Annotated in this window: 8 protein-coding genes and 1 pseudogene; 6 read left to right on the forward strand and 3 right to left on the reverse strand. The window is 69.5% G+C overall.

Annotation, left to right across the window (positions count from 1 at the left end):
• Window positions 1-265, reverse strand: a 265-nt coding sequence (locus FV228_RS33745; protein WP_210247798.1) for a hypothetical protein, incomplete at its 3' end; no start/stop codon positions are given.
• A gap of 130 nt (window positions 266-395) precedes the next feature.
• On the opposite strand from FV228_RS33745, the gene FV228_RS13945 reads away from it, so the two are divergent.
• The 5 genes from FV228_RS13945 (at window position 396) to FV228_RS13965 (ending at window position 7,359) form a co-directional block, all read left to right on the forward strand.
• A complete protein-coding gene (locus tag FV228_RS13945; protein WP_147855172.1) occupies window positions 396-2,069 on the forward strand; it encodes an electron transfer flavoprotein-ubiquinone oxidoreductase in 1,674 nt (557 codons plus the stop codon).
• Window positions 2,066-2,833, forward strand: a complete 768-nt coding sequence (locus FV228_RS13950) for a hypothetical protein (RefSeq protein ID WP_147855173.1) — start codon at window positions 2,066-2,068, stop codon at window positions 2,831-2,833. Before FV228_RS13945 ends, FV228_RS13950 begins: the two co-directional genes overlap by 4 nt.
• Entirely contained in the window at window positions 2,820-3,416 is a 597-nt protein-coding gene (locus tag FV228_RS13955; protein ID WP_147855174.1) for an RES family NAD+ phosphorylase, read from the forward strand. The genes FV228_RS13950 and FV228_RS13955 overlap by 14 nt, the downstream gene beginning before the upstream one ends.
• 141 nt (window positions 3,417-3,557) lie before the next feature.
• The gene (locus FV228_RS13960; protein ID WP_147855175.1) at window positions 3,558-5,426 is read left to right on the forward strand and encodes a tetratricopeptide repeat protein; all 1,869 of its coding nucleotides are present in this window, start codon (window positions 3,558-3,560) and stop codon (window positions 5,424-5,426) included.
• 259 nt (window positions 5,427-5,685) lie between these two features.
• Complete coding sequence (locus tag FV228_RS13965) at window positions 5,686-7,359, forward strand: formate--tetrahydrofolate ligase (RefSeq protein WP_147855176.1); 1,674 nt, start codon at window positions 5,686-5,688, stop codon at window positions 7,357-7,359.
• A 57-nt stretch (window positions 7,360-7,416) separates the two neighbouring features.
• Here the strand turns inward: FV228_RS13965 and FV228_RS13970 are convergent, their stop codons facing one another.
• Complete coding sequence (locus tag FV228_RS13970; protein WP_187277746.1) at window positions 7,417-7,827, reverse strand: type II toxin-antitoxin system VapC family toxin; 411 nt, start codon at window positions 7,825-7,827, stop codon at window positions 7,417-7,419.
• Window positions 7,827-8,084 (reverse strand): type II toxin-antitoxin system prevent-host-death family antitoxin, encoded by a 258-nt coding sequence (locus FV228_RS13975; protein WP_147855178.1) that lies wholly within the window; start codon window positions 8,082-8,084, stop codon window positions 7,827-7,829. Before FV228_RS13975 ends, FV228_RS13970 begins: the two co-directional genes overlap by 1 nt.
• 239 nt (window positions 8,085-8,323) lie before the next feature.
• Between FV228_RS13975 and FV228_RS13980 the strand changes: the two are divergent.
• A pseudogene (locus FV228_RS13980) lies at window positions 8,324-8,510 on the forward strand (IS4 family transposase); the annotation flags it as partial.

The raw sequence follows: 8,510 nt of genomic DNA on the forward strand, positions 1-8,510 counted from the left end.
GCTCGAAGGTGGAATCCGGCAGCTGCCACAGCTCCTTGACGCCGAGCCCGTACTTGAAGTGGTCGCTGTGCCGGTTGAGCGAGAACCGCTGGATCAGCCCCTTGGTCAGGTTGCCCCGGGCGCTCGATGCCTGTGGACAACTCTTGAAACCCGCTCGACGGCAAGGACTTGCGTGACCGAACGGCGCGCCTCGGGCGCCCTGCCGGGCGCGAGGCTGACCGCCGGGTCGCCCCGAGCCCGTCCGTATTCCCCACCCATGCGGCATAGGGGAGCTTTCGCTCAAGTCCGGGCCGCGGCCGCTTGCCTTTCCAGTCTGGAATCGCTTGAGACGGCAGCACACAATGCCGATCCGGCAACGGATCCGGCATAGCGACAAGAAAACAGGAGGCTCGACGATGGCGCTGCCCGAACGCGAAAGCATGGATTTCGACGTGGTCGTGGTCGGCGCCGGCCCGGCCGGGCTCGCCGCCGCGATCCGCCTGAAGCAGCGCGCGGCCGAGATCGGCGAGGAGATCTCCGTCGTCGTTGTGGAAAAAGGCTCCGAGGTCGGCGCCCACATCCTGTCGGGCGCGGTGATCGATCCGATCGGCCTCGACCGGCTGCTCCCGGACTGGCGCTCCGATCCGGAGCGGCCGCTCAAGACCGAGGTCCGGCGCGACGAGTTCATGATGCTGACCAAGAACAGCGGCGTCACCCTGCCGAACGTGTTCTTCCCCAAGCTCATGTCGAACCACGGCAACTTCGTCGGCTCGCTGTCGAACACCTGCAAGTATCTGGGCGCCCAGGCGGAAGCGCTCGGCGTCGAGATCTATCCGGGCTTCCCGGCCTCGGAGGTGCTGTACGACGAATCCGGCGCGGTGGCGGGCATCGCCACGGGCGACCTCGGGATCGGCCGTTCGGGCGATCCGCGCGAGGACTACACCCGCGGCATGGAGCTGCGCGGCAAGTACACAGTGTTCGGCGAGGGCGCCCGGGGCAACCTGACCAAGGGGCTGATCCAGCGGTTCTCGCTCAACCGGCACAGCGACCACTTCAAGTACGGGCTCGGCGTCAAGGAGCTGTGGCAGCTGCCGGATTCCACCTTCGAGCCGGGGCTGGTGCGCCACACGATGGGCTGGCCCCTGCCGAACCGGGCCGGCGGCGGCTCCTGGCTCTACCATTTCGACGACAACCTGCTGTCGGTCGGCTTCGTCACGCACCTGAACTACGAGAACCCGACCCTGTCGCCGTTCGAGGAGTTCCAGCGCTTCAAGACCCACCCGATGATCGCCGACACCTTCGCGGGCGCCAAGCGCATCGGCTACGGCGCGCGCGCCATCATGGAGGGCGGCTGGCAATCGGTGCCCAAGCTCGTGTTCCCGGGCGGCTGCCTGGTCGGCTGCTCGGCGGGCTTCGTCAACGTGCCGCGGATCAAGGGCTCGCACAACGCGATCCTGTCCGGGATGCAGGCGGCCGACGCCATCGCGGACGCCCTGAAGGCCGGCCGGGCCGGCGACGAGCTCGCCGCCTACGACGCCGGCTGGCGCGACAGCCCGATCGGGCAGGACCTCAAGGCCGTGCGCAACGTCAAGCCGCTCTGGTCGCGCTACGGCACCCTGGTGGGGGTCGGGCTCGGCGGGGTCGACATGTGGGCGACCAGCCTGCTCGGCGCCTCGCCGTTCGGCACGCTCAAGCACGGCAAGCCGGACCATGCCTGCCTCAAGCCGCTCTCGGAGGTGACGCCGATCACCTACCCGAAGCCGGACGGCAAGCTGACCTTCGACCGGCTCTCCTCGGTCTACCTCTCGAACACCAACCACGAGGAGGACCAGCCGCCCCACCTCAAGGTCCGCGACCTCGAGCTGCAGAAGCGCTCCGAGCACGACGTCTACGGCGGCCCCTCGTCCCGCTACTGCCCGGCCGGCGTCTACGAATGGGTGGAGGACGCCGCCGCCAGCGACGGCGTGCGCTACCAGATCAACGCGCAGAACTGCGTCCACTGCAAGACCTGCGATATCAAGGATCCGAACCAGAACATCGACTGGGTGACGCCGGAGGGCCCGGGCGGGCCGAACTATCCGAATATGTGAGAAACCTTCCGTCCGATCTGGACAATCCGCACAATCCGCACGAGATTGTGCGGAGGCGGAGGGCTGCCGGGATGGCACGGGATTCAGTAGCCGGGCCGGACGCGCTCGACATCCGGTCCGACGACGTGCTGGCCATGCTCCGGAGGCGCAATCCGGAAGCCGAGCCGGAGGCGTTGAGGCACACCGCCGGCCTGATGGCAGCGGTCGGTCGGGCCGTGGAGCAGGGCGACGTCGTCCGGGCCATGCACGTCGTGCTGGATCATCTGAAAGCCGAGGGATCGGTCTCAAGATCGAGTGAGCCCGGTGATGAAAAGCCGCGGAAGCTCATCCTGAAGCCTCTCGGCGCTGTCGAAGTGAGCCGCGGAGCGGCACCGGGCGAGACGATCGATCGTCGGGACGGTCTAAAGCAGCTTGCGGCCTGTGCGCTTCCCCTGAAGCTCGAGGACTGGGCCGGTCCCCTCGCGGGCGCGGGCGAACTCGCAGCCAATCTCGGGATCGCGCGGTCCACCCTCCAGGATTGGCGGCGCAGCGGCGCGATCGTGGGCTTGCTGAAGGGAACGCGCAAGCACCTGTTCCCCCTCGCCCAGTTCGTCGACGGCCGTCCGGTCGCGGGGCTCGCCGAGGTGCTGGCGATCGTCGGTGATCCGCGCACCGCCTGGCTCTGGCTGGTTGAGCCCTACGTGCGCGGCGGATCGCCGCTCGAAGACCTGAAGCGGGGACGGGCCGCTTCCGTCATCGATGCGGCCCGCGATGACTTCGCATGAGCCGAGGCTCGATCACGCGGTCCTCGCCAGCCTCGCCATCGCCTTCCAGCCGCGCAGCTATTACCGCGTCACGCCGCTGGCATACCGATCGACGCCCCTCGGCATGGGGTTCGGGCGGTCGCGCTTCTCCAGTCCGGACGACGGATTCAAGGTTCTCTACCTCGCCGTGGACCTGACGACGGGCATGGCCGAGACGCTGATCCGCGATCGCTTCGAGAATCGCCGCCGGCGCCGGATCGGCGCAGCGGAGATCGCCCGCTGGGGCGTGACACGGGTGAGCGCATCCAGTCCGCTGACCGTCATCGACCTGCGCACCACCGGCCTGATCCGGCTCGGCGTCCCGACGGATGCCGGCCGCGCCAAGGCGCATCGCTACGGCCCACGCCTCAGCCGCGCGATCCATGAGACGAGCGATGCCGACGGCATCCTGTACGGCTCGCGCCTGACCGGCGCGTCCTGCTGCGTCGTCTACGATCGCGCCGTCCCGAAGCTGACGGCGGAGCCCGTCACGGACCTCCTGCAGCAGGCTGCCCTCGCCGCCGTACTCGGCAGCTTGGCCGTGGACCTCGTGATGTCCGCCTGAGACCACACGGCCGGCCCGCGCCATCCTTTCGCCTTGCGGGGCTGGCGGGATGCGTTCAGTGTCCCCAGCGATTTTCGGGGACGCCCCGCCATTCTCGCGCCCGGCCCCCGTGGGCCGGCGCCCAGGAGCCGCGACCGGTTCATGATGACAACACGCGCCCGCCGGAGCGTCTCGGCGCTCGCCCTGATGCTCGCCGCCGGCCTGCCTCAGACCGTTCTGGCGGCCCAGCCGCGCGAGTCGGCCCCGCTGCTCGAATACGAACCCGCGGAATCCCTGGAGGGCAACTTCCTGTCCGCCTACATCGCGGGCGCCTCCCGGGACACGGCGGCGGCGGCGACGTTCTACCGCGAGGCGGTCAAGGCCGACCCGCGCAACGCCGAGCTGGTCGAGCGCGCCTTCATCTCGCTGCTCGCCGACGGCGCCCTGCCGGACGCGTTCCGGGCCGGCGAGAAGCTGATCGCCCGCGATCCCACCAACGGGCTGGCCAACCTCTCCCTCGGGGTGCGCCAGATCAAGGCCGGCCAGTGGGCCGCCGCCCGCCAGAATTTTTCCAGGAGCGGCCGCGGGGCGGCCACCGACCTCACCGCCACGCTGCTGACCGCCTGGTCTTACGCCGGCGCGGGCGACGGCAAGAAGGCGCTGGAGACGGTCAACAAGCTCCGGGGCGAGCGCTACTACAACACCTTCCGCGACTACCATGCCGGCCTGATCGCCTCGGTGATCGGCGACAACGCCGAGGCCGAGCGGCGGCTCAAGGCCGCCTACGAGGCCGACCGCAACACCCTGCGGATCGTCGACGCCTACGCCCGGCTGGAGGCCAGCCTCGGCCGCACCGACCTGGCGATCCAGGCCTATTCCGACTTCGACCAGCTCTCGCCCCGGCACCCGCTGGTGCGCGACGCCCTCGACAAGCTCAAGGACGGCAAACCGCTGGCCCGGCTGATCGGCACCGCCCAGGAGGGCGCCGCCGAGGTGCTGTACGGGCTGGGCTCGGCGGGCTCGACGCAGGGCGACGAGCTGCCCGCGGTGATCTACCTGCGGCTCGCGCTCTACCTCGCCCCCGACCACGCGCTGGCCCGGCTGACGCTGGCCGACACCCTCGACCGGATGAAGCAGACCGAGCGGGCCAACGAGGCCTACGCGCAGATCCCCGCGACCTCGCCGCTCAAGCTCAACGCCGACATCCAGGTCGGCCTCAACCTGGAGCAGATGGGCAAGGGCGACGAGGCGCTGGCCCATCTCGACGCCGCCATGAAGGCGCATCCGGACGACATCGACGTGATCACCGCGCTCGGCAACGTCCAGCGGGCGCGCAAGAAGTACGAGGAGGCGGCCGCCACCTACACCCGCGCCATCGACCTGATCGGCGACCGGCCGCTGGCGAATTACTGGACCACCTTCTACTTCCGCGGCACCGCCTACGAGCGCGCCAAGCAATGGCCCAAGGCCGAGGCCGACCTGAAGAAGGCCCTGTCGCTGGTGCCGGCGAGCCAGCCGGCCGCCAAGGCCCAGGTGATGAACTACCTCGGCTATTCCTGGGTCGACCAGAAGATCAACATCGACGAGGCGTTCAAGCTGCTGCAGCAGGCCGCCGACGCGAGCCCCCGGGACGGCATGATCGTCGACAGCCTGGGCTGGGCCTATTACCGCCTGGGCCGCTGGGACGACGCGGTGCGCGAGCTGGAGAAGGCGGTCGAGCTGAAGCCCGGCGACCCGACCATCAACGACCACCTCGGCGACGCCTACTGGCGTGCGGGCCGGCGCCTCGAGGGCAAGTTCCAATGGCAGCACGCCAAGGACCTGAACCCCGAGCCGGACGACCTCGCGCAGATCAACGACAAGCTCAAGGACGGCCTGCCGGAGATCGAGAAGCCGACCGCCACGGCCGAGACCGTGCCGGCCCCGGTGGCGGCTCCGCACAACGCCGAGAATCCGGAACTGCCCAAGGGCGCCCCGCAGCCGCACGAGGCCCCGGGCGCCGCCGACAAGGCCAAGAAGTCGGGGGGCTAAAACCCGCCTCCCGCGGGGCGCGCATACTCTCCGGGCCGGCAAGACTAATTTGTCCGTCGGCTCATAAAAATCGACGCGCTTTTCCGGCCGGTTTGACGCACAGTGCCGCGGCTGCCCGTTGGGCGGCCTCGCCGCGTCCCGGGCTGCGTCCACCGCATCCGCGCGACCGGCGCTGCACATCACCGCGAGGCAAGATCCCCGTACGATAACAGTCGGCGGGTGGGCGGGCGTCGGGCCCGCGGAGCCAGGGAGAACGCCCATGCCGTCAGATATCGAGATCGCCCGCGCCGCGACCCTGAAGCCGATCGCGCAGGTCGCCGAGAAGCTCGGCATCCCGGACGAGGCGCTGCACAATTACGGCAAGCACATCGCCAAGCTCGACCACGGCTACATCGCCGGGCTCGAGGGCAAGGCGCCCGGCAAGCTCGTGCTGGTGACGGCGATCTCGCCGACGCCCGCAGGTGAGGGCAAGACCACCACCACGGTGGGCCTCGGCGACGCGCTGAACCGCATCGGCCAGAAGACCATGATCTGCCTGCGCGAGCCCTCGCTCGGCCCCTGCTTCGGCATGAAGGGCGGGGCGGCCGGCGGCGGCAAGGCCCAGGTCGTGCCGATGGAGCAGATCAACCTGCACTTCACGGGCGACTTCCACGCCATCACGTCGGCCCACAGCCTCGCGGCCGCCCTGATCGACAACCACGTCTACTGGGCGAACGAGCTCAACATCGACGTGCGGCGGATCCACTGGCGCCGGGTCGTCGACATGAACGACCGGGCCCTGCGCCAGATCACCCAGTCGCTCGGCGGCGTCGCCAACGGCTTCCCCCGGGAGGACGGGTTCGACATCACGGTCGCCTCCGAGGTGATGGCGGTGTTCTGCCTCGCCAAGGACCTCGCCGACCTCGAGGAGCGCCTCGGCCGGATCGTCATCGCCGAGACCCGCGACCGCAAGCTCGTCACGCTCAAGGACGTGAAGGCCACCGGCGCCATGACGGTGCTGCTCAAGGACGCCCTGCAGCCGAACCTGGTGCAGACGCTCGAGGGCAACCCGGCCCTGATCCACGGCGGCCCGTTCGCCAACATCGCCCATGGCTGCAACTCGGTGATCGCCACCCGGGCCGGCCTGCGGCTGGCCGACTACACCGTGACCGAGGCCGGGTTCGGCGCCGATCTGGGCGCGGAGAAGTTCCTGGACATCAAGTGCCGGCAGGCCGGCCTGAGCCCCTCGGCGGTCGTGGTCGTGGCCACGATCCGCGCGCTCAAGATGCATGGCGGCGTCGACAAGAAGAGCCTCGGGGCCGAGAACGTCGGCGCCCTGGAGAAGGGCTTCGCCAACCTCGCCCGGCACGTCACCAACCTGCGCGGCTTCGGCCTGCCCGTGGTGGTCGCGGTCAACCACTTCTATGCGGATACCGACGCCGAGCATGCCCGGCTGAAGGAGCTGTGCCGGGAGCGCCTCGACGTCGAGGCGATCACCTGCCGCCACTGGGCCGAGGGCGGCGCCGGCGCCGAGGAGCTGGCCCGCGCGGTGGTGAAGCTCGCCGCCGCCGAGCCGGCGCCGATCCGCTACGCCTACGAGACCGAGGCGCCGCTTTCGGAAAAAATCCGGGCGATCGCCACCAAGCTGTACGGCGCCGCCGACATCCAGATCGAGACCAAGGCCGCGGGCAAACTCGCCACCTTCGAGAAGGACGGCTACGGCCACCTGCCGATCTGCATGGCCAAGACCCAGTACTCGTTCTCCACCAACCCGAGCCTGATGGGCGCCCCCGAGGGCCACGTGGTCGGGGTGCGCGACGTCCGGCTCTCGGCCGGTGCCGGCTTCGTGGTGGCGATCTGCGGGGAGATCATGACCATGCCGGGCCTGCCCCGGGTGCCCGCCGCCGACACGATCCGGCTGGATGCCGACGGGCAGATCGACGGGTTGTTCTGACGGCGGCGCGCGCCGCCTTCAACCAGAGATCGGCGCCAGGCCGCGCGGAACCGTCTCCTAGGGATTCAGCAGGGGCACACCTGTCGCCGAGAAGTCGGCGACGTTGCGCGTCACCACCGTCATCCCGTGGACGAACGCCGTCGCGGCAATGAATCCGTCACGGTAGGAGCGGGGGTCCAGGACGTGCAGGCGCGCGCTGCACCGGGCGACGGCCCCGTCGACGGGCAGCACGCGGTCGGCGAAGGCCGGCAGGACGTTCTCCTCCAGCCACGCCCGCAGGAGTGCTCCCTGGCTCGGATCTCTTCGCTCCAGCTGCAGGACACCGATCTCCAATTCTTGGACGACGATCGCCGAGAGGAAGAGGTCGCGCGCGGGTACCACGCTCGCCCAGGCTGTGACCCGCGGGTCGGCCCTCCCGGTCCTCGCCTTGCGCAGCTCCGACACGACGTTGGTGTCGAGCAGGAACATCAGGAGAAGTCGGCTGCTCTCGGCCGGTCACCGGAGCGCGGGAACTCGATCTCGACGTCCTCGACGCCGGCCGGCCAACCTAGAGCCTCCACGATGCTGGGCTCCTGTCCCGTGAGGCGCCTGTAGTCGGCGATGCTGAGCAGGACGTGCGCAGGCTTGCCGCGATCCGAGATGAACACCGGTCCCTCGGCCGCGGCCTTCTTGGCGCGTCCGGTATCCTGATTGAATTCCCGGCTGGTGAGTGTGGTGATGGCCATGCGCGACGCCCCTCAACAGGCTCGTCCGTGTCTGTAGGAACGTTACTACAAACTGGTTGTCGCGCCACCGCTCCCTTCCGCAAGGCTCCGCCCTGCATCCGCAAAAGGTCCCGGACCCAGCCCTTTCAAGGTGTTTGGCTCGGGCCTAACTCGTTGCGATGACGCAAGCATCGGACGGATCGGGTTGCCCGTGGCGGGCTGTCCTGGAGCGGTTTGAGCAGAAGGCGCCAGCCAGCATGATGGCGCGCACGCTGCTGGATCAGGCGTTTCCCGCCACCTGGCTCGACGCGGTGTTCGCGCAGCATCGCGGTCGCCAGTACGAGCGCGATCTGCTGTTCTCGACGGTGGTCGAGCTGATGATGCTGGTGGTGGTCGGCCTGCAGCCGTCGCTGCATGCGGCCGCCCGCCAGAGCCGGGATCTGCCGG

Source organism: Methylobacterium sp. WL18 (assembly GCF_008040015.1).
Taxonomy (GTDB): domain Bacteria; phylum Pseudomonadota; class Alphaproteobacteria; order Rhizobiales; family Beijerinckiaceae; genus Methylobacterium; species Methylobacterium mesophilicum.

What these genes read in the sequence shown, in the direction of transcription:
- FV228_RS13945 (WP_147855172.1), top strand. Translation starts at nt 396, where the DNA reads ATGGCGCTGCCCGAACGCGAAAGCATGGATTTCGACGTGGTCGTGGTC.
- FV228_RS13955 (WP_147855174.1), top strand. Translation starts at nt 2,820, where the DNA reads ATGACTTCGCATGAGCCGAGGCTCGATCACGCGGTCCTCGCCAGCCTC.
- FV228_RS13960 (WP_147855175.1), top strand. Translation starts at nt 3,558, where the DNA reads ATGATGACAACACGCGCCCGCCGGAGCGTCTCGGCGCTCGCCCTGATG.
- FV228_RS13965 (WP_147855176.1), top strand. Translation starts at nt 5,686, where the DNA reads ATGCCGTCAGATATCGAGATCGCCCGCGCCGCGACCCTGAAGCCGATC.
- FV228_RS13970 (WP_187277746.1), bottom strand. Translation starts at nt 7,827, where the DNA reads ATGTTCCTGCTCGACACCAACGTCGTGTCGGAGCTGCGCAAGGCGAGG.
- FV228_RS13975 (WP_147855178.1), bottom strand. Translation starts at nt 8,084, where the DNA reads ATGGCCATCACCACACTCACCAGCCGGGAATTCAATCAGGATACCGGA.